18 protein-coding genes are annotated in these 18130 nt (G+C 65.8%); 14 read left to right on the forward strand and 4 right to left on the reverse strand.

Annotated features, from left to right (window positions below):
- Nucleotides 1-34: 34 nt before the first annotated feature.
- Nucleotides 35-1633, reverse strand: a complete 1599-nt coding sequence (locus sphantq_RS17500) for a hypothetical protein (RefSeq protein ID WP_066602183.1) — start codon at nucleotides 1631-1633, stop codon at nucleotides 35-37.
- Nucleotides 1634-1872: 239 nt separating this feature from the next.
- On the opposite strand from sphantq_RS17500, the gene sphantq_RS17505 reads away from it, so the two are divergent.
- A complete protein-coding gene (locus tag sphantq_RS17505) occupies nucleotides 1873-3312 on the forward strand; it encodes a CYTH and CHAD domain-containing protein (RefSeq protein WP_443021505.1) in 1440 nt (479 codons plus the stop codon).
- A gap of 6 nt (nucleotides 3313-3318) precedes the next feature.
- On the opposite strand, the gene sphantq_RS17510 is transcribed toward sphantq_RS17505, so the two are convergent.
- Complete coding sequence (locus sphantq_RS17510) at nucleotides 3319-3978, reverse strand: prolyl hydroxylase family protein (RefSeq protein ID WP_129926166.1); 660 nt, start codon at nucleotides 3976-3978, stop codon at nucleotides 3319-3321.
- A gap of 179 nt (nucleotides 3979-4157) precedes the next feature.
- Between sphantq_RS17510 and sphantq_RS17515 the strand changes: the two genes are divergently transcribed.
- The 13 genes from sphantq_RS17515 to sphantq_RS17575 are packed head-to-tail and all read left to right on the forward strand — an operon-like array spanning nucleotide 4158 to nucleotide 16051.
- Entirely contained in the window at nucleotides 4158-5024 is an 867-nt protein-coding gene (locus sphantq_RS17515) for a type II secretion system protein N (RefSeq protein WP_272799109.1), read from the forward strand.
- A complete protein-coding gene (gspD, locus tag sphantq_RS17520; protein WP_066602175.1) occupies nucleotides 5021-7222 on the forward strand; it encodes a type II secretion system secretin GspD in 2202 nt (733 codons plus the stop codon). Before sphantq_RS17515 ends, gspD begins: the two co-directional genes overlap by 4 nt.
- Nucleotides 7219-8760 carry a type II secretion system ATPase GspE gene (gspE, locus tag sphantq_RS17525; protein WP_066602174.1) on the forward strand — a complete coding sequence of 514 codons (1542 nt, stop codon included), beginning with the start codon at nucleotides 7219-7221 and terminating at the stop codon, nucleotides 8758-8760. The genes gspD and gspE overlap by 4 nt, the downstream gene beginning before the upstream one ends.
- On the forward strand, nucleotides 8753-9970 hold the full coding sequence (gspF, locus tag sphantq_RS17530) for a type II secretion system inner membrane protein GspF (protein ID WP_272799110.1): 1218 nt from the start codon (nucleotides 8753-8755) through the stop codon (nucleotides 9968-9970). The genes gspE and gspF overlap by 8 nt, the downstream gene beginning before the upstream one ends.
- Before the next feature lie 11 nt (nucleotides 9971-9981).
- Nucleotides 9982-10506 carry a type II secretion system major pseudopilin GspG gene (gene gspG / locus sphantq_RS17535; RefSeq protein ID WP_066602170.1) on the forward strand — a complete coding sequence of 175 codons (525 nt, stop codon included), beginning with the start codon at nucleotides 9982-9984 and terminating at the stop codon, nucleotides 10504-10506.
- A complete protein-coding gene (locus tag sphantq_RS17540) occupies nucleotides 10478-10942 on the forward strand; it encodes a GspH/FimT family pseudopilin (protein WP_272799111.1) in 465 nt (154 codons plus the stop codon). Before gspG ends, sphantq_RS17540 begins: the two co-directional genes overlap by 29 nt.
- Before the next feature lie 37 nt (nucleotides 10943-10979).
- Complete coding sequence (gene gspI / locus sphantq_RS17545; protein ID WP_066602166.1) at nucleotides 10980-11306, forward strand: type II secretion system minor pseudopilin GspI; 327 nt, start codon at nucleotides 10980-10982, stop codon at nucleotides 11304-11306.
- Complete coding sequence (gene gspJ, locus sphantq_RS17550; RefSeq protein ID WP_272799112.1) at nucleotides 11306-12016, forward strand: type II secretion system minor pseudopilin GspJ; 711 nt, start codon at nucleotides 11306-11308, stop codon at nucleotides 12014-12016. The genes gspI and gspJ overlap by 1 nt, the downstream gene beginning before the upstream one ends.
- A complete protein-coding gene (gene gspK, locus sphantq_RS17555; RefSeq protein WP_272799113.1) occupies nucleotides 12009-12995 on the forward strand; it encodes a type II secretion system minor pseudopilin GspK in 987 nt (328 codons plus the stop codon). The genes gspJ and gspK overlap by 8 nt, the downstream gene beginning before the upstream one ends.
- A complete protein-coding gene (gene gspL / locus sphantq_RS17560) occupies nucleotides 12992-14110 on the forward strand; it encodes a type II secretion system protein GspL (protein WP_272799114.1) in 1119 nt (372 codons plus the stop codon). The genes gspK and gspL overlap by 4 nt, the downstream gene beginning before the upstream one ends.
- The gene (locus sphantq_RS17565) at nucleotides 14107-14595 is read left to right on the forward strand and encodes a type II secretion system protein M (RefSeq protein WP_272799115.1); all 489 of its coding nucleotides are present in this window, start codon (nucleotides 14107-14109) and stop codon (nucleotides 14593-14595) included. The genes gspL and sphantq_RS17565 overlap by 4 nt, the downstream gene beginning before the upstream one ends.
- On the forward strand, nucleotides 14592-15314 hold the full coding sequence (gspN, locus tag sphantq_RS17570; protein ID WP_272799116.1) for a type II secretion system protein N: 723 nt from the start codon (nucleotides 14592-14594) through the stop codon (nucleotides 15312-15314). Before sphantq_RS17565 ends, gspN begins: the two co-directional genes overlap by 4 nt.
- Nucleotides 15311-16051, forward strand: a complete 741-nt coding sequence (locus sphantq_RS17575; RefSeq protein ID WP_272799117.1) for a prepilin peptidase — start codon at nucleotides 15311-15313, stop codon at nucleotides 16049-16051. Before gspN ends, sphantq_RS17575 begins: the two co-directional genes overlap by 4 nt.
- A gap of 154 nt (nucleotides 16052-16205) precedes the next feature.
- Here the strand turns inward: sphantq_RS17575 and sphantq_RS17580 are convergent, their stop codons facing one another.
- Nucleotides 16206-17447 carry a type II toxin-antitoxin system HipA family toxin gene (locus sphantq_RS17580; protein WP_272799118.1) on the reverse strand — a complete coding sequence of 414 codons (1242 nt, stop codon included), beginning with the start codon at nucleotides 17445-17447 and terminating at the stop codon, nucleotides 16206-16208.
- Nucleotides 17444-17761: a helix-turn-helix domain-containing protein gene (locus tag sphantq_RS17585; protein WP_272799119.1), complete on the reverse strand. Its 318-nt coding sequence runs from the start codon at nucleotides 17759-17761 to the stop codon at nucleotides 17444-17446. Before sphantq_RS17585 ends, sphantq_RS17580 begins: the two co-directional genes overlap by 4 nt.
- Nucleotides 17762-18130: the final 369 nt, after the last annotated feature.

Raw genomic sequence — 18130 nt, forward strand, 5'->3', positions numbered from 1 at the left:
CGCTCCCCCGCCCCTGTTGAGGTCGTGGGTCCGATCAGGTCGTCGGAATGGCGGTGCAGTTTGCGCCGGTGCTGCCGAAGCTGGCGGTCACCGAATTGCAGGTCCAGCCGGCATACCAGGTGTCGCTGCTGTCCTTGACCGCACCGATATAGTTGGTGGTGGTGAAGGCGGCGTCGATGGTCTTGGGGTCGATCGCGGTGCGGGCGGTTTCGGTCGCGCCGTTGATGAACAGGCTGGTCAGCGACGGCGTGTAGCTGATCGTGCTGTTCGCACCGGCTTCGAAGATCGACTGGACCAGCGCGGCGTCGACGCCGGTGCCGGTGCCCTTATAAGGCGTGCTGTTGCACTGCATCACCACCGACAGGTAGCGCGGCTTGCCGGCGTCTTCGAGCGCCGTGTCGGCGTCGCGGACGGCCGCAGCGCCGTTGATGCGCAGGCAGCTCTGGTTGGGGCTGACGATGATGCCGTTGACCAGCGCCAGGTCGGCGCCGCCGCGCAGCAGCATCGATGCACCATCGTCGCCGGTGTTCGAACGCTGGATATGCGTGAAGTTGGCGACCTTCAGATACTGGCGGGGCAAGGCGTCCTCGCTGGCGTTGCTGTTGGTGGCCGAACCGTTCGAGTCGGTTTCGAGGAAGGTGTCGCCGATATTGTTGCCTTCGCGCTGAGCGGAGATCACGAACTGGGCGGTGCCGCGGAAGCCAACGTCGGTATCCAGATTATCGTCTTCGTTACCGGTCAGCACCAGATATTTCATGTTGGCGCTGCCGCCGAAGGCTTCGATGCCATCGTCCGAGCTGTTGTGGACCTGGATATGGTCGATCACGGTGCCGGTGCCTACGCCAGCGGGGGTCAGGCCCTGCAATTCCTTGCCGTCGGCGAGGACAAAGCCCGAATAACGAATCTGGACATAGCTAAGGCGACCCGAACTATCGGTGTCGGTGGCGCCGCCGTACAGGGCGTTGCTGGTGCCTTCGGTATCGCGTTCGCAGGCGGTGGTGCCTGCTGCGGCAGCTGGCGCCTGGCAATCCGTGATCTTGGCCCGGCCGAGCAGCACGATACCGCCCCACTGGCCCGACGACTGGTCGGTGTTGGTGCCCAGGACATTTTCACGGCTGGTGAAGATGACCGGCTGGGCGGCGGTGCCGACCGCGTTGATCTTGTTGCCGCGGTTGACGGCCAGGAAAGCGCTGCCGGTGCCGGCGAAGACGACCACGCCTGGATCGATCGTCAGCGTGACGTCGGTGCCGGTGCTGGCGGCGCCCTTGTCCGTGCCAACGTCGACGCGGCCGGGCAGCGAATAGATCACGCCGGTCGTCTTGGCGATCGCGGTCGAGCTGGTGAAGCGGGCAGGGAAGCCGCAATTGCGCCACGTATTGGTGCCATCCGAAATGGTGCCGAGGTTGGTCAGTTGGTTGGCGCCGGTGATTGTCGGACATTCAGCGGCCGGGGTCACGGCGGTCGGCGTGGGGGTCGGCGTAGGCGTCGGAGTCGGCGTGGGGGTCGGCGTGGGCGCCGGAATGACGATGGTGCCTTCGCCCGGCGAAGCGATGTCGTCCGCGCCGCAGGCGCTCAGGCCCACACAGGCGCAGCTCGCCATCAGGATCGTTTGGATACGGTTAATCTTGGCCATGTCGTCTCCGCTCCGGCCTGTTGCCGGGATTGTTGAAGTGCGGAGCGCAGGGGAATTTCGAATCGGACAACGCCCCCTGTCGCCCTCAGAACGGGCAGTTAGGCGCGACAGATGACAGGCTGATGCCGCTTCTATGACAGATAGGCGTCGATAAAATGACAGTTTAAAGACGCCTTCGCCATTTCCATGGTTAAGGCCATTCATGCTAAGGCGCTCGGCGGGATGGCCGTTGGCAGGAGATGGGCTTGCAACCGGAAGTCGAACTGAAGCTGGACCTGTCGCTCGAAGCGGCGGAGATGTTCGCGCGATGGCCGTCGCTGCCGGCGGAGAGCCAGACGGCAGCGCTGCACGCCATCTATTTCGACACGCCCGACCATCAGCTTGGCAAGCGGGGCATGAGCCTGCGCATCCGCCAGTCGGGGCGGCGGCGGGTCCAGACGGTCAAGGCAGATGGCCGCGATGGCGCGGGGCTGTTCGCGCGCGACGAGTGGGAAACGCCGGTGCGGGGCGACGCGCCGGTGCTGGACGACCGCACCCCGGTCGCTGCGCTGCTGGGAGCGGCGGTGGCGGAAGTGGATCGGTTGTTCACCGTCGATGTGCAGCGCCGGACCTGGACCGTGACGCGGGATGGCGCGACGATCGAACTGGTGCTGGATCGCGGTGCGGTGCTGGCGGCCGGGCGGGAACAGGCGATTTGCGAGATCGAACTGGAATTGAAGGCGGGCGACCCGGCGGCGCTGTTCGCGCTGGCGCGGCGGATCGACGCGGACATCGCTCTGCGACCGGGCGTATTGAGCAAGGCCGAGCGCGGCTATCGCCTGACCGAGGCGCTGCCGGCGGCGATCAAGGCGGAAAAGGTGGCGCTTGATCCGTCCATGAGCGTGCGCCAAACTTTCCTGCGGATCGCCGCATCCTGCCTGCGTCACTATCGGCTGAACGAAGCGTTGCTGCTGGACCACTACACGCCGGAGGCGCTGCACCAGGCGCGAGTCGCGATCCGGCGTCTGCGATCGGCGCTGAAATTGTTCAAGCCGGTCTTGCGGGCGGCGGACGCCTCCCGCTTCCAGGGGGAGTTGCGCTGGCTGGCGGCTGTGTTGGGCGAAGCGCGCGACCTGGATGTGCTGATACCGCGGGTCGTCGACGATTCGGCGCGCGCGCGGTTGGAGGCGGCGCAGGCGACAGCGCATCAGCGTGTCCTGCAATGGCTGGAGTCCGCGCGGGTGCGGACGCTGTTGATCGATCTTGTGGAGTGGACGGCGCTGGGCGCGGGTCTCAAAATGAAAGCGGATCGGTCGGCGGTCCCTTTCGCCGTGACTCGCTTGCGCAAGCTTCGCAAGCGGATCGCCATGGGCGGCAAGCATCTGGCGCAGTTGAACGACGAGGCGCGTCATGCGGTGCGCAAAGATGCGAAGAAGCTGCGCTATGGCGCTGAATTCTTTGCTGGACTGTTCGGCGGCAAAAGAAAGCGCATCCGACGGAAAAAGGCGTTTCTGGGCAAGCTGGAAGCCATGCAGGATATGCTGGGAACGCTCAATGATTTGGCCACGACGCCCGCGATCCTGGTCCGCTACGGACTGCCGGTCGATGTCGCAGCGGGCAAGGTTGAGAAGGGCGACCTGCTGACCGCAGCAGCGCAGGCGCACGAGGCCCTTGTCGATGCGCGTCGCTTCTGGACCTGACTGGGTTTAGCCCCAGGGGCGTTCCCGATACCATTTCGTAATGACATGCTTAACCCCCGACCGCACCTTCATGCCATGGTGGAGGCTGGCGGGGTTCGGCGCGCCCGATAGATCGCGGTTGTTCCAGGCGAGCAACTTGCCGGTTTCAGGCTGGACGGTCTTGCCGATCTGCGTGAAGCGGGTCGCCCCGCCAGCCGCCGGTTCGTTCAGATAGATCATCAGCGTCCAGGTGCGATTGCCCGCCACAGAACAATATGTCGCATAATCGGAACCCTTGGGATCGAAATAGTCGGTATGCGCCTTGAATTCCTGGCCCACATCATAGCGTTGGCCCTGGATCGGTTCGCCATGGAGCGTCGCTATCCCGGCAAAGGCGTCCAATCGCGCATTGATCGCAGCGACGAACGGATCGCCATGGTCCAGATCGCAGGTTTCGCTAGTGCGGAAATAGCCGTCGCCATTGGCGTCCGCGATGGTGGACGGGCGGCGTTTGGCGTCGATCCGCTCAATCAATGCAACGCATTCTTCCGCGTTCAGGAAACGACGCTGGATGAACAGCGTCAATGCGCGATTGGGGACCCGCTGGATGCGCGGATGGGCGGCGATCCAGGCGGGATCGGCGTCGGCGGCCGTGGGGGCAGGGGGCGTGGCGGTCAGGTCCGGCATGGCATATCCTGATAAAGATGCATCTATCGGCAGACGGCGCCGTAGCTAACTTTCAATGGAGGAAAAGCAAGAGGCATGGCATCAGATGGGATATGTCATATTAGCGTCACATGATTGTCATCTGACAGTAAAGACATTTGCCTAGCAGGCTGGCACAGTGATGGGGGTTATTCGACGTCATGCGGGTGCCATTTGGCGATAGCATAAAAGGGGCGCGTCGCTTCGCTTGGAGCGGGGCAGGGTCGGCGCGTGGGTTCGACTGGCTTGCGCTGTTCGAACGGGCGTTGCTCGTCCTGCTGGCGTTGCAACTGGTGCGACTGGTCTGGGCGATCGTCGTGCCGGTCGGCAGCTTTGGCCCCTGGGAAGGGCGGCAGGCGCAAATCCTCTCCCCCAGCGCGCGACAGGCGCTGTTCGCCAGCTTCGATCCCTTTTTCCGCACTGGCGCCCCGCAACAGGCGGGCGATGGTGTCGTCACCTCGCTCGCGCTGACTCTCCATGGCGTGCGGGTTAATGAGGGGTCGGGACTTGGATCGGCCATCATCGCCGCACCCGACGGCGTACAGAACAGCTTCGCCATTGGCGACGAAATCATGCCGGGCGTGGTCCTGAAGGCCGTGACGTTCGACCATGTGACGATCGACCGGGGGGGCGCGGCAGAACAGATTTTCATCGATCAATCGACCCCCGCACCCGAAGCAGCGCCCGCCCCGACGCAGGGCGCAGGCTGGCAGAGCGCCGCCCCGCCGCCACCCGCCGCGCCCGGCGCAGGCCCGACCGTGGAAGGTCTGAAGCGCGACATCGGCTTTGCCCCGCGAATGCAGAATGGCCGCGTCACCGGCGTCGCCGTCATGGCCAAGGGGCCGACCTTCGCGGGCGCAGGCTTTCGTCCCGGCGACATCATCAGCCAGATCAACGGTCAACCGATCGGGTCGGCCGGCGACCTTCAGGCTCTCCAGAACCAGATCGCGCCCGGCGCGCGCCTTTCCCTCACCGTGGAGCGCGGCGCCGCCGTGGCATCGGTCAACATCATAGTGCAAGGCCAATGACCCGCAAATTCCTCCTCTCTGCCGCTACGGCGCTCGCTCTGGCCGCACCGATCGCAACGCCGTCGATGGCGCAACAGACGCTCAACGTCCGCGACGCCGACATCCGCGCCTTCATTCAGGATGCAGCGCGGGTGACCGGGCGCACCTTCATCATCGACAACAAGGTGCAGGGGAAGGTGTCGGTCGTGACCGACCGGCCGCTGTCGCGATCCGAATATTTCGAGATCGTTCTGTCCACCCTGCGCGCCAATGGACTGGTCGCGGTGCCGGCGCCCGGCGGCGCCTATCGCATCCAGCCGGCCGATGGCGCGGCGGGCCAGCCCAGCGCCGTGGGCCGCGGAGCCAACCGCAACAGCTTCGTGACGGAGGTGTTCCGCCTACGCTCCATCGACGCGGCGAGCGCGCTGGAGACCCTGCGCCCGCTGGTCAGCAAGGAAGGCTCCGTCACCGCCAACCGCGCGGGCAACAGCGTGGTGGTGGCCGACTATGCCGATAATATATCGCGCATCCGCCAGGTGATCGCCCGCATCGACCGCGACACGTCCGCGACGCAGATGGTGATGCTGAAAAATGCCGGCGCGCGCGAAATCGCGACCTCGCTCCAGGCGCTGGTGGCGACGGGCGGAGGCGAGAATGCCGCGCCATCGGCCGCGACCGTGGTGCCGATCGACAGCAGCAATGCCGTGGCCATCCGGGGCGACGCCAATACCGTCACAAGGCTCGCCGCCATGGCGCGCCAGCTGGACCAGCAGGCGGCCAGCGGCACCGAAATCCGCGTGTATTGGCTGGAACATGCCGATGCGGAAAAATTGCTGCCGGTGTTGCAGCAACTGGTCGGCCAGTCGACCAGCCAGCCGGTCACGGCCTCTACCCCAGCGGCCAGCAGCGCGGCCCCCGCATCTCAGGCGGCGGCGCCGGTCGCGGCGGCATCCTCGTCGTCATCGTCCAGCGGCGGCGGCATCTCCACCCGCGGCCCGGCGATCGTCACCCGTTACGAAGGCGCAAACGCGATCATCGTGGCCGCCAACAGCGACGTGCAACGAATGTTGGGCGAAACCATCCGCCAGGTCGACACCCGTCGCGAACAGGTGCTGGTGGAGGCGATCATCGTGGAGATCAGCGATGCGGCGGCCAAGAAGCTGGGCGTGCAATTTCTGCTCGGCAGCACGTCGACCGGCTTTGCCGCGAGCAACTATTCCAACGCTTCGCCCAATTTGCTAACGCTGGCAGGCGCTTATGGGGCGACGCAACTGGGCACGACGACGACGACCGTGGTGGCGGCTGATGGCACGCGCACTACGACGGAGGTGCAAAATAGCGGCGACCTGGCCAGCAGCTTGCAGGAAGCGGCGATCAGCAGCCTGACCAGCGCAACCGGCGCGATTGCGGGGCTGGGCGGCAGCATCGGCAAGAACGGCATTTTCGGCGCGATCATCAATGCGGTCAAATCCGACACCGAAAGCAACCTGCTTTCCACGCCGTCCGTGATGACGCTGGACAACCAGAAGGCGTCTATCCTGGTCGGGCAGCAAGTGCCGGTAACGACGGGCGAAGCGCTGAGCCAGAATTTCGACAATCAGTTCCGCACCGTCCAGCGTCAGGATGTCGGCATCAAGCTGGAGGTGAAGCCGCAGATCAACACCGGCGGCGCGATCAAGCTGTTCCTGAAGCAGGAAGTGTCGAGCGTGGCCGGGCCGGTCAGCAACTCCAGCAGCGACCTCATCATCAACAAGCGCGAGATCGAGACGACCGTGACCGTCGATGACGGCGAGATACTGGCGCTGGGCGGCCTGCTGGACGATAATGAGCGCAAGACGATCGAACGCATCCCGCTGCTGTCCGATATTCCGGGGTTGGGCGAATTGTTCAAATCGCGCAGCAAGAGCCGGACCAAGACCAATTTGATGGTCTTCATCCGGCCGACCATCCTGCGGTCGAAGGAAGATGCGCAGCGGCTGACGCAGCAGCGTTACGGTTATGTCCGCAACATGCAGTTGCAGCGCAATCCCGACGTCGAACCAACGATCGACGAACTGGTGCGCGACTATATGGGCGCGACCCCGCCGGTCGCCGCCGCCCAGCCGGGTGATGCGGTTGTGGAGCCGGTGGCGGGCGCGCAGGTCATCGAACCCACCGTCCGCCAGTCGAGCGGCGTGGTGCGGCCGGTCGAAATACCGGCAAGCGGAGGGCGCAAGTGAGCGAACAGACGCACACCGATATCAGCCCGCTCGCGCAGCCGCCGCGCCCCATCGACATACCTTATGTCTTCGCGCGCAAGCATGGCGTGGTCATGCTGCCGATCGAGGGTGAGCGGCTGACCATCGCGGTGCGCGAAGGCAGCGATCCGCGCATATTGCTCGAAGTGCGGCGGCATCTGGCGCGCAGCTTCGACGTCATCTTCGTCGAACCGGCCGAGTTCGACCGGCATTTGTCCAACCATTATGCGATGGAAGGCAGCGCGGCGGCCATGGCCGGATCGCTGGAAGTGGGCGCCGACGAGCTGGACATATTGGCCGCCGACATCCCGACCGCCGACGACCTGCTTGACAGCGCCGATGATGCGCCCGCCATCCGCCTGATTAACGGTATCATCGCCGAAGCGGCGCGGCAGGGCGTGTCGGACATCCATATCGAGCCTTATGAAACCGGCCTGATCGTGCGGATGCGCGTGGACGGCGTGTTGCGTGAGACGCTGCGGATGCCGCCGCATGTCGCCCCGGTGGTGGTCAGCCGGATCAAGGTGATGGCGCGGCTCGACATTGCAGAGCGGCGCGTGCCGCAGGACGGGCGTATCGGCCTGACGCTGGGCGGCAAGCTGCTCGACGTGCGCGTCTCCACCCTGCCCAGCCGGGCAGGCGAGCGGGTCGTGCTGCGTATTCTGGACAAGGAAAATGCCGGGATCACGCTCGACCTGCTGGGCATGAACGGCGTGCCGGACCGCATCTTCCGCGAAGGATTGAGCGAACCCAACGGCATCATCCTGGTCACCGGGCCGACCGGGTCGGGCAAGACGACGACGCTTTATGCCGGCTTGCGCCAGCTCAACGACGGATCGCGCAATATCCTGACCGTCGAAGACCCGGTCGAATATGCGATGGAGGGCGTGGGCCAGACCCAGGTGAACGCCAAGGTCGGCCTGACCTTCGCGGCGGGCCTGCGCGCGATCCTGCGGCAAGATCCCGACGTCGTCATGGTCGGCGAAATCCGCGACCGGGAAACGGCGGAAATCGCCGTGCAGGCGTCGCTGACGGGGCACCTCGTCCTGTCGACCGTCCATACCAATGACGCGGTGGGCGCAATCACCCGGATGCGCGACATGCGGGTCGAGCCGTTCCTGCTCGCCTCCACCTTGCGCGCGGTCATCGCCCAGCGGCTAGTTCGGCGGCTGTGCCAGCATTGCCGCGAGCCGGTGCAGGCGGATAAATCGGCCAGCGCGCTACTGGGTTTCGACCCCGGCACGATCATCTATAGGGCGAAGGGCTGCGACGAGTGCGGCGGCAGCGGTTATAAGGGCCGGATCGGCGTGTTCGAGGCGATCCGGGTGGACGACACCATCCGGCGTCTGATCAACGACGGGGGCGATGAATCGCTGATCGCGCGCCATGCCTTCCTTAACGCCCCCAATCTGGGGTCGGCGGCTCGCGCGCTGGTGCGCGACGGCCAGACCACGGCGGAGGAAGCGATCCGCGTGTCGCGTCGCGACGCGATCGAGGCGGAAACCATCGCCGATGGCTGATTTCGACTATAGCGCGATCGACCCGGCGGGCCGGGAGCGCAGCGGCAGCATCAAGGCCGGAACGATCGAGGATGCGCGCGCCAAGCTGGACGCGCGCAAGATGTTCATCGTGCGGATCGAGCCGGGCGCAGTGGAAACGGCGCGCAAGCGGGCGAACCTGTCGCTGCGCAGCCCGCGCCTCAGCCCCAAGGAACTGACGCTGTTCACGCGCCAGTTGGCGACGCTGACGCAGGTCAGCCCGCTGGAGGAATCGCTGCGCACCATCGGTCGTCAGAGCGAGCAGGACCATGTCCGCGCCATCGTGGGCAAGGTCCATGGCGGGGTGATGGAAGGGCGGCGGCTGGCCGATGCGCTGGGCGCGGAGCCGAAAAGCTTCCCGCCGCTGTATCGCGCGATGATCTCCGCGGGTGAAAGTTCCGGCAGCCTGCCCACCATCATGGAGCGGCTGTCGGACCTGATGGAGCGGCAGGCGGTGATGCGGTCCAAGGTGCTGACCGCCATTGCCTACCCCAGCGTGCTGGCCATCTTCGCCGTGTTCGTGGTCGCTGCGCTGATGATCTTCGTTGTGCCCAAGGTGGTCGAACAGTTCGATACGGTGGGGCAGGAATTGCCGCTGCTGACCCGGATCGTGATGGCCATTTCCGCTTTCCTGGCCGCTTATTGGTGGCTGTTGCTCATCCTCGTGCTGCTGGCGGGCGTCGGTTTCTGGCGCGCGATGAAGAATGACGGCTTTCGCTATCGCTTCGACGCTATGATGCTGGGATTGCCCGTGTTGGGCAAGCTGATCCGCGATCTGCACGCCGCGCGCATGGCGCGGACGCTGTCCACCATGGTCGCCAGCCGACTGCCGCTGATGGAGGGGCTGACGCTGACCGCCAACACGGTCCATAATCGCGTGCTGCGCAAGGCGTCGGACGAGATTGTCGAGGCGATCCGCGGCGGCGGCAGCCTGTCCGCGGCGCTGCGCCGGGCGGGTGTGTTTCCCCCGCTGCTGGTCTATCTGGCGGCGAGCGGCGAGAGCGCCGGGCGGCTCGACACCATGCTGGAGCGGGCCGCCGATTATCTGGAACGCGAATTCGACGCCTTCACATCAACCGCGCTTGCTATGCTGGAGCCGATTATCATCATACTGATGGGGGGCATCGTCGCCGTCATCATCCTGTCCATCCTGCTGCCGATCCTGCAGCTGCAAAGCCTCACCGGGGCTTGAAGGAGTTGAATATGTTCAATCTAAAATCCGTTCGGGCTGAGCTTGTCGAAGCCCTCTCTGGCTTCAAAGCAAAAGAAAAGCCCTTCGACAAGCTCAGGGCGAACGGAGACGAGACGTCAGGTGAAGCCGGCTTCACGCTGGTCGAACTGATGGTCGTCATCGTCATCATCGGCCTGCTGGCGACGATCGTGGCGATCAATGTCATCCCTGCGACCGATACGGCTCGCGTCGAAAAGGCGAAGGCCGACATCGCCACCATCGAACAGGCGCTGGAGCAATATCGGCTCGATAACCTGACCTACCCGGCGGGATCGGACGGGTTGCAAGCCTTGCTCACCCCCCCCGCCTCGCTGGCGCAGCCGCAGCGCTATCGCCGCGGCGGCTATATCAAGAAGCTGCCCGACGATCCGTGGGGCCGCGCCTATGTCTACACCGTGCCGGGCCGCAAGGGCGCGTTCGACATCAGTTCGCTGGGCGCGGATGGCCAGCCGGGCGGCGAGAGCGAAAATGCGGACATCTATTCCAGCGAACTCTGAAGAGAGCGGTTTCACCCTGCTGGAGCTGATGGTCGTGCTGACGATCATCGGCTTCATTTCGGCGGCCGTCGTGCTCGCCATCCCCGATCCGCGCGGGCGCGTGATCGAGGATGCCGACCGCTTTGCCGCGCGCGTTGCCGCCGCGCGCGACGAAGCGGTCGTCACTGCGCGTCCGATGAGCCTGTGGGTGTCGGCATCCGGCTATGGTTTCCAGCGCCGCGAGGCGGGGCAATGGGTGGGCATTGAGGACAAGCCCTTCGTCACCGCCAACTGGAAAGGCGGCACCCGCGCCCTGGTCGGCAAGGATGGCCGCCAGCAGATCGCCTTCGACGGCACCGGTCTGCCGACCGATCCTTTGACTGTCACCCTGGCGCGCGAAGGCGAGCGGGTGTCGGTGATGGTCGACATGGCGGGGAAGGTTCTGGTCGGTGGGTGATGGAAGACATAATGACGAGGGCTTTACGCTCCTCGAAATGCTGGTCGCGCTGGCGGTGTTCAGCCTGGCCGCGCTGGCGCTGGTGCGGTTGCAGGGCGTGACGCTGCGCACCGCCGCCGATCTCGACAGCAAGGCGCTGGGCCAGATCGTCGCGCGCAACCTGATGGTCGACGTGCAGACCGATCCGATTCCGCCTTCGGTGGGCGAGGAGGCTGGCGACGTCGACAATGGCGGGCGGCGCTGGCACTGGAGCCGGACCGTCAAGCCGACCGACGACGCGCGGCTGTTGCAGGTCGATCTGACCGTCGATGGCCAGCCGGGCGCGTCGCCGGTGGTGCTCAGCTTCGTGCGGACGGTCGAGTGATGGCGCGCTTCCAACCCCCGTTCGAGCGTGAGGACGGCTTCACGCTTTCCGGGCGTTCCGCCGAACAGGGCTTCACGCTTTCCGGGCGTTCCGCCGAACACGGCTTCACGCTGATCGAGCTGCTCGTCGCCCTGATGATTTTTGCCCTACTGGCGGGGGCGGGCGTGCTGCTGTTGGGCAACAGCGTATCGGCGCAGGCGCAGATCAAGGCGCGGCTGGATGATAGCGCGGCGGTGCAGCGGGCGGGCGGGGCGCTGGCGGGCGACCTGGGCCAGGCGGTGCCGCGCATCACCCGGACGGAGGCGGGGACGCTGGCCCCCGCCTTCTGGGCGCATGACGAGGGCGAGAGCCAGCCGGTGATGCAGTTCGTGCGCGGCGGCTGGGACAATCTGGGCGAGTTGCCCCGGCCATCCTTGCAGAAGGTCGAATATTGGGTGCGGCAGGGGCGGCTGGAACGACGCACTTACGCCCAGCTCGACGGCGCGGCGGGCGATGATCCGGCCGCGTTGCTGGAGCATGTCGAGGCGGTATTGCTGCGTTTCCGCGATGCGGAGGGCAAGTGGCGGGAAGATTGGACCCCGACCCAGCCCGACCTGTTGCCCCGCGCGGTCGAAATGACGGTGACGCGCACAGGCGAACCGCCGGTCATGCTGCGCTTTCAGGTCGCGCCCGGTCCGGTCGAAAAGCTGGAGGTCGCACCCGGTGCCTGACCCCCGCCCAAATGAACGGGGCGCCGCGTTGCTGACCGTGCTGCTGCTGGTGGCGGTCATGGCCGTGGTCGCGGCGACCGCGCTGGAGCGGGTCGCGCTCGCGACGCGGATGACCGGCAATGGCGGCGCGGTCGATCAGGGGCGCGCCTATGCCGATGCCGCGACCGAGATAGCGCGGCTGCGCATCGCCGACCTGACCGCTTCCAACCCGGCGAAGATCACGCTGGCGGGCGGATGGATGGGCACGCCGCAAAACATCCCGGTGCCCGGCGGCATCGCCACAGCGCGGGTGACGGATGCGGGCAATTGCTTCAACCTCAACAGCGTCGTCAATGGCGAGAATGAGGCGAACCTGAAAGTCCGCCCGATCGGCGTCAGCCAGTTTCAGGGCCTGTTGCAGGCGCTGGGCGTGGATGCGCGGCAGGCGCAGGGCGCCGCGGCTTCCCTGGCCGACTGGATCGACACCGACAGCGCCCCCCAGCCTGGCGGCGCGGAGGATGAGAGCTATGCGCGGATGGAGCGGCCCTATCGCGCAGCCAACCGCATGATGGTGGATGCCAGCGAATTGCGCGCGGTCGCCGGCATCAGCCCGGCAATCTATGATCTGGCCCGGCCCTGGATTTGCGCCTTGCCTGTCACCACCCTGTCGCCGATCAACATCAATACGCTGCTGCCCGACCAGGCCCCGTTGTTCGCCATGCTGATACCGGGACAATTGAGCGTCGGCCAGGCGCGGCAACTGCTGGCGCAGCGGCCAGCGGACGGCTACGGCAGCACGGTGCAATTCTGGGCCTTGCCCTCGCTCACCGGGCTGTCGCCGATGACCGAGGTGCAGGAACAGGTGAAATTGACGACGGGATTTTTCGGAGTGGACGTGTCGGTGGATGTCGGGGGAACGCAGGTGGTGGAGCGGGCGCTGATCGACGCGCGGGAAAGCCCCGCCGTCGTGGTGCGGCGCAGCTGGGGGGCGGGGGCATGAACAGCCGCGACGCTCTGATCGTCTTCCTGGCCGAAGCGGCCGAGGCGGAGCCGCACTGGATGCGGGTGGTGGACGGCGCGCTGGTCCAGTCAGGCGTGGGCGCGAACTGGCTGGCAGCCTGCGGCATCGCCGCGCTGCCCGATCAGGCGCGGGTCATGCTGGCGCCGCCAGCCGCGCTGGTGACGCTAAACTGGACCGCGCATCCCGACCTGCCTGTTCGGCAGGGGCGCGCCGCCGCGCGGCTGGAGGCGCTGGCCGGCGGACTGGGATCGTCCGACCAGTTGTTCGCCGCAACCGATGCCAATGAAGACCCCGCCCGCCCGCATATCGTCGCGGTGGCGAGCCGCGCCGACATGCAGCACTGGTTGCTTTGGGCGCAGCATCACGGGCTGGACCCCGACATCATCGTGCCGGCGCCGCTGCTGTTGCCGGAGCCGGAGTGCGGCTTTGCCCGCGGCCTGATAGCCGGCGACATGGTGTTGCGCGGCATCGACATGGCGCTCACCGGCGATATGGCGTTGCCGGCACTGATCGCCGACGCGCCGATCATCGACGTGTCGCCGGGGTTGATCGAAGGGCGGGCGATCGCCGCTCTGGACGCGCCGCCGCTCGATCTGCGGCAGGGTGATTTCGCCAAGCGCGTCCGCCGCGCGCTGGACCGTCGCATGATCGGCCGCATCGCGCTGTGGAGCGGGCTGATCCTGTTCGTGAGCCTCGCCATCGCCCTGATCGGCATCGCCAAGCAGCATATGGAAGCGAGCCGGCTGGACCGCGAAAGCCTGGCGCTGGCGCAGCAGGTGACGCCCGGTGCCACCGACGCGGTGCAGGCGCTGACGGAAATGGAGGGCAAGCTCGCCGCGCGGGGCGCGGGCGGACGCGCCTTCACCGCGCCAGTGGCCGGATTGCTGGCGGCCATGCAGGATGCGCCGGGCGTCGCCCTGACCAGCCTATCGCGCGATCCCGACGGCATGGTCCGCGCGACCCTGGCCGCGGCCAAGGCGGACGACATCAACATCGTGCTGCTGGCGTTGCAGGCAGCCGGTTTCACGATCACGGCGACCCCGTCCCAGGAACCGGGCGGGCGGACGCTGGCAGATATCACGGTGCAGTCATGATGGAAGGATTAGGCGCATATTGGTCGGAACGATCGCCCCGCGAACAATGGATGCTGGGCGTCATGTTCGCGCTGTTGGCGGTCGTGATCCTGTGGTTCGGCATCGCCATGCCGCTGGACCGGGCGCAACGCAGCGCGCGCGATACGCTCAATGAAGCGACCGATCGCAACGCGGCGGTGCGCGCTGCGGTGAAGCAACTCAAGGCGTTGCCACGCAACGCCGCCGCCACGGGGCCGGTCACCCCGGTCGATCAGTTTGTCGGCCAGAGCGCGGGCGAGGCCGGGCTGACGCTGGAACGGGCGCAGGCGCAGGGCGGCGACCGGATCGACATCGCCATAGCATCGGTGCGTCCAGTCGCGCTCTTTTCCTGGCTCGCCGCGCTGGAGGCGCAGGGGGTCCGGGTAGAAACGATGACCGCGCGGCCATCGCCCACCGCGGGCAGCGTCTCGGTGCAGGCCGTGCTGGTGCGGGGAGACGGACAATGATGGGCCTGTCCCTGTCTCGCCGGATGCGGATCATCCTGCTGATAATGCTGGCGTTGGGCCTGCTGCTGTTCCTGCCGATGCGGGTCGCGCTGGGCCTGGCCGGGCTGGAGCGGCTGGGCGTCGCCGCACGGGAAGTGCGCGGCACGGTATGGAGCGGGCGGATCGACCAGTTGATGCTGGGCAATATGCCGCTCGGCAGCGTGCGGGCCGGGTTGTCGCCCGTCGCCCTGCTCGTGGGGCATGCGCGATTCGATATCGCGCGGGTCAAGGGGCTGGCGGATGACGTTCAGGGCGCCTTGACGGTCGGTTTCGGCCGCATCGGTGTGGACGACGTCACCGGCGCGGTGCCGCTTGGTCGCACCTTCGCGCCGCTGCCGGTCGGCAGCCTGATGCTGGAGGATGTCAGCGCTTATTATACGGGTGATCGCTGCGGCCATGCCGAAGGCCGGGTGCGCGCGCGCATGGCGGGGCAATTCCCCGGCCTCAATCTGACGCAGGGGCTGTCGGGCGTCGTCGTTTGTGATGGCGACGCGCTGCTGCTGCCGCTGGTCAGCCAGTCGGGCATGGAGAAGATCAGCCTGCGCATCTGGCGATCGGGCCGCTATACGGCCGAAATGCGGATCGAAACCGCCGACCCGGCGCTGGCCGCGACTTTGGGCCAGGCCGGTTTCGCGGGCGTGGGCAACGCTCAGCTGCTCAAGGTCGAAGGGACCCTGTGATTCAGCCGGTCACGGCGCTGGCCGGCGCGCTGGTCGGCGCGATCCTGGGCAGTTTCCTCGCCACGCTGATCCTGCGCTGGCCGCAGGGGCGCGGCGTGGCGCGCGGGCGATCGGCCTGCGACGGCTGCAGCCGGACGCTGGCGGCGCGCGACCTGATCCCTCTGTTCAGCGCGATGGTCCAGCGCGGCCGCTGTCGCACCTGTGGCGCCCGCATCGATCCGCTGCATGGGCGGGTGGAGGCGGGATGCGCGATCATCGGCGCGCTGGCGATCGGCGGGATGCCGGACATAGGCGGGATCGGCTGGGCGCTGCTCGGCTGGACGCTGCTGACGCTGGCGATCCTCGACTGGCGGCACTTCTGGTTGCCTGACGCGCTGACGCTGCCCCTGGCGTTCCTTGGCCTCACCATCGGTCTGTGGGCCACCGACGTCATCCTGATTGACCGTATCATTGGCGCGGTGATCGGCTATGGCGCATTACTGGCCATATCGCTGGGCTATCGCGCATTGCGGGGGCGTGATGGGCTGGGGCTGGGCGACGCCAAGCTGCTGGGCGCGCTGGGCGCCTGGTTCGGCTGGCAGGCGCTGCCTTTCATCCTGCTGATCGCATCGATGCTGGGGCTGGCGGTGATGCTGGTCAGCGGACGGGCGAAAAGCCGCACCGCGCGCGTGCCTCTTGGCGCCTTTCTGGCGCTGGCGGCGCTGCCCGCGTGGATCATCGTCCTGCGCATATTTTAAGTGAGTGGTCGGGGAGACAGGATTCCAGACCGAAATACCTGCCCCTTCGACCCACGGAAATCCGCGGTTTTTGCGGGATCGCAAACCCCTTGTGTAGGGCTTATGTGTATGGGTCAAGTGCCATCCTGAAAACGATCTGTGTGGATGCTTCGACTTAGCTGAATACCCTTTCTATCTCATCATGGCGTCGGGCAATCTCGGCGATGGAAACGGTCGCTCCGGCATCCGCTGCGATGGACTGCCATTTGGCCAAAGCACCGCGTACGTCATCAATGATGGCTGTGATTGTCCTGTCGGACAGGCCATGCCGCCGCCCCAGCGTCGTCACCTGCGCACGTGTCGGAGCGCGTCCTTCGCCTTCGACGGCTAGATAATGCTCGCCGCCGGGGCCGGTCGAGAAGGTCAGGTCATAGGCCGGAGCGAGACGCCATTCGCCGGCTTCATCCTGCAGGAAGCTATGCTGGCGCGTGTGGTCGTCGCGGTTGTGGGAGAGGATGTTAAAGACCATGCGGCGGAAGGCTTCCTCCACATCATTAGCATGACGGGTAATTGCCATCGTTGCGCGAAGGAACATATCATAGTCGATAGACGGCATGTCGGCGCGCGCCTCCAAAGCACCGGCGAGTGAAATCATGTGGAGGCGTCGACTGGGCGCTGGCCGATCAAACCTGCGCGTCGCGAAATAGCCGGGCCCATCGTGCGCAGGGAGCAGGCGAGATACCGCCATATTGATGCCCGCCATCCGCGCCATGCGGGCATAGGCTTCTTCTATCGGGCCGATGTCGACGGGATCGACGCCGGCGCGAAACTTCACGATCCAGTCTTCATGGCTGGCACCGGCTTCGGCGCTCAGTGTCCCGTCCGATGCGATGCCCAGATGCACTTTGGGTCGCGCACCGCCGGATGCGCCACCAAGACGGGCAAGCATGTCAATCTGTCCAGCATCCTCGCCGAGCAGCAAGACCCGCGACTTTTCCGCCAGAGCATCAAGATCGATCAGGCCTGCGTCATCGCTTGGCGTCGTCGCGGGCTGATAGACCAGTGCGCCGCGGCCGGTGGTTCCTACCAGAGCGAGCCTGTCGACAGCATTCAGCGTGTCGATATGGATGCCCAATTTCTCCAGCCGTCGCTTCATGAGCAGCCGTCCCCACGCGTCAGGAAGGCTGTCGGACAGGAAGCCGTGCAGGCCCTCAAAGCTGCGCCCGCGCGCGGCGTGGAGGCCAGGTTCAGCGGGATAGAGGAGTGGATCGATCCTGTGCTGTCGCTCGATGATGGTCGCTGCCCATTCGACCTGCGCCAGCCCATCGGCCATCGCGAGACGGCCGACTGGGTCGAGGGGCTGGCTTTCGTCGAGCATCAGGCCGATTTCGAGCGGGGTGCCGGGAGCGAGTTTCATGAAGCCTTCGATGCCGATGCACGCAGGCGGGGCTTTGGCTTAGCCTCCGCCTTCTGCTGCTGGAGCAGAGCATCCATGGACAAGGCCGGTGGCACTGGAAACAGAGCCGCCAAATCCTGTTCGCAGCGTAACGCCAAAGCGGCACGGACGAGATCCTCGATCGAGGCCTTGCCTTCCGTTTCGAGGCGGCGCCAAGTACGATACGCGATGCCAGCGCGAGCGGCCGCATCGGCCTGGGTCAGGCCGATGCCGAGACGGCGACGCTTTATCCGCTGGCCCAAAGCGGCGGTCAATTCGATTGGTGTTTCTAACATGGTCCAAATATGGACTATAATTCGGAAAAATGCAATTAATAGTCCTTATTTGGACGTTTAAATCTATACTCAAAGTATGCGATTGCTTACCGTTTGGTGTCCCATCCCGCGTGCCCTGACACCGTCATCACCCACGATAAAGGCGATTTCACCACGACATCTACACACAGCGCTAGACGCACGGCTATCGGCACGGTGGTCTGGCCTTTGGCCGTAATTCTGCTGCGCTCTTCGACTTGCGGCACCATAGCAATCACCCTGCATGCGAGGTCAGAAATTTTCATTTCCGCTTCAACTACGGGTTGAGATGGGACATCCGCGACCTGATCGTTCAGTTAGGAGTCGATCGATTTTCCTGTTGGATGTGAT

Origin of the sequence: Sphingobium sp. AntQ-1, from assembly GCF_028538045.1 — a bacterium.
GTDB classification, from domain to species: Bacteria; Pseudomonadota; Alphaproteobacteria; order Sphingomonadales; family Sphingomonadaceae; genus Sphingobium; species Sphingobium cupriresistens.

Coding starts and splice junctions, on each gene's coding strand:
- gspI (WP_066602166.1), top strand. CDS start 10,980: ATGCTGGTCGCGCTGGCGGTGTTCAGCCTGGCCGCGCTGGCGCTGGTG.
- sphantq_RS17505 (WP_443021505.1), top strand. CDS start 1,873: ATGGGCTTGCAACCGGAAGTCGAACTGAAGCTGGACCTGTCGCTCGAA.
- gspG (WP_066602170.1), top strand. CDS start 9,982: ATGTTCAATCTAAAATCCGTTCGGGCTGAGCTTGTCGAAGCCCTCTCT.
- sphantq_RS17565 (WP_272799115.1), top strand. CDS start 14,107: ATGATGGAAGGATTAGGCGCATATTGGTCGGAACGATCGCCCCGCGAA.
- sphantq_RS17540 (WP_272799111.1), top strand. CDS start 10,478: ATGCGGACATCTATTCCAGCGAACTCTGAAGAGAGCGGTTTCACCCTG.
- gspL (WP_272799114.1), top strand. CDS start 12,992: ATGAACAGCCGCGACGCTCTGATCGTCTTCCTGGCCGAAGCGGCCGAG.
- sphantq_RS17510 (WP_129926166.1), bottom strand. CDS start 3,978: ATGCCGGACCTGACCGCCACGCCCCCTGCCCCCACGGCCGCCGACGCC.
- sphantq_RS17585 (WP_272799119.1), bottom strand. CDS start 17,761: ATGTTAGAAACACCAATCGAATTGACCGCCGCTTTGGGCCAGCGGATA.
- gspJ (WP_272799112.1), top strand. CDS start 11,306: ATGGCGCGCTTCCAACCCCCGTTCGAGCGTGAGGACGGCTTCACGCTT.
- gspN (WP_272799116.1), top strand. CDS start 14,592: ATGATGGGCCTGTCCCTGTCTCGCCGGATGCGGATCATCCTGCTGATA.
- gspF (WP_272799110.1), top strand. CDS start 8,753: ATGGCTGATTTCGACTATAGCGCGATCGACCCGGCGGGCCGGGAGCGC.
- gspD (WP_066602175.1), top strand. CDS start 5,021: ATGACCCGCAAATTCCTCCTCTCTGCCGCTACGGCGCTCGCTCTGGCC.
- sphantq_RS17580 (WP_272799118.1), bottom strand. CDS start 17,447: ATGAAACTCGCTCCCGGCACCCCGCTCGAAATCGGCCTGATGCTCGAC.
- sphantq_RS17500 (WP_066602183.1), bottom strand. CDS start 1,633: ATGGCCAAGATTAACCGTATCCAAACGATCCTGATGGCGAGCTGCGCC.
- sphantq_RS17515 (WP_272799109.1), top strand. CDS start 4,158: ATGCGGGTGCCATTTGGCGATAGCATAAAAGGGGCGCGTCGCTTCGCT.